The sequence below is a fragment of the Olavius algarvensis spirochete endosymbiont genome (assembly GCA_900608495.1).
Classification (GTDB): domain Bacteria; phylum Spirochaetota; class Spirochaetia; order DSM-2461; family DSM-2461; genus UBA2779.
Genome location: UWYT01000090.1, coordinates 1 through 1015, shown reverse-complemented (window position 1 = coordinate 1015; position 1015 = coordinate 1). Strand labels below are relative to the sequence as shown.

The window sequence follows — 1015 nt, the reverse complement described above, 5'->3', positions numbered from 1 at the left end:
AGATCGAGGCCGCTCCCTCCTGCTTCCTCCCCAGGCTCCTCCGACTCGGAAAGCAGTATCTCTCCTCCATAGCTGCGCATCCCAGGCTCCAAATCAGAAGGCGAATCAACAATGCTCGAAGAAGGAGTAAGCTCATGCTTATCCTCATACTGATACTCTCCACCTTCCCCTACTACGGGCTGAGGCAAAGCTTCACGAAAACCAAGCTCATAGCGCCCCAAGTTGGAAAATTCCACTTCTACCTTATCATCATCCCCAAGTGTCCCATACCAACTCCGAAACTGCCCCCTCAAGACAGCAAGCCAAGTTTGAAGACCTGCTTTACCCAACTCAGGTTTAATAAGCTGAAAGCGGTCATGCATCTTATCGTACTTGTAGCTGAAAATAGGAGCTCCCTCGTCAGGCGGCGTGGAAGTTGGAGGCTGGCCTTGGGGACGGCTAAGATATTCATAAAAACTCTTGTAAGCCGCCCTGCTCATAACACGGGGAAGAAAATATCCCAAGCTGAGAAGGGCCGAATAAGCATCCCCGCTCAACGTAGAGGGCTTAAGACTGGAATTTCTCAGTCGCCATTCTGTCCGTTTTCTGCCATCCTTATCTTTGACGCTCACCGATTCATAAACGTTACCCAGAATTCCGTGCAAATTGATATCCGACTGAGTAACAGTGGATGGTATATAGAGCTCGGGCAGATTCCGCATATCCTCAAAAAGCTCAATCTCCTTATAGCGCAGAATATGACTCCAGCTCGCCACATCCCCACGCTCATCCTCACCAATATTGAACCTGAAATACAGAGCATTATCGGAGCTCACTTCATGGGAGCTCTCCTCATGCTCATCAGAACGCTCTGCTCTATTGATGCCAAGTTCGATATCAGGTGCAGGGGGAGGGGCGGGTGAGGAAGCAGGGGGAGAGGCGGGGAGAACGGGCAGCTCCACCTCACCAAAATATATCTGACCTTCAGCCCCATCCGCTGATCCATCCGCTGATGTCTCGTATGCTATCAGGCTGG

1 protein-coding gene is annotated in these 1015 nt (G+C 50.9%); it reads right to left on the bottom strand.

Annotated features, from left to right (window positions below; genetic code table 11):
- On the bottom strand, nt 1-815 hold an 815-nt coding region (locus tag S1OALGB6SA_RS02105; RefSeq protein ID WP_148084000.1), incomplete at its 3' end, for a hypothetical protein.
- Nucleotides 816-1015: the final 200 nt, after the last annotated feature.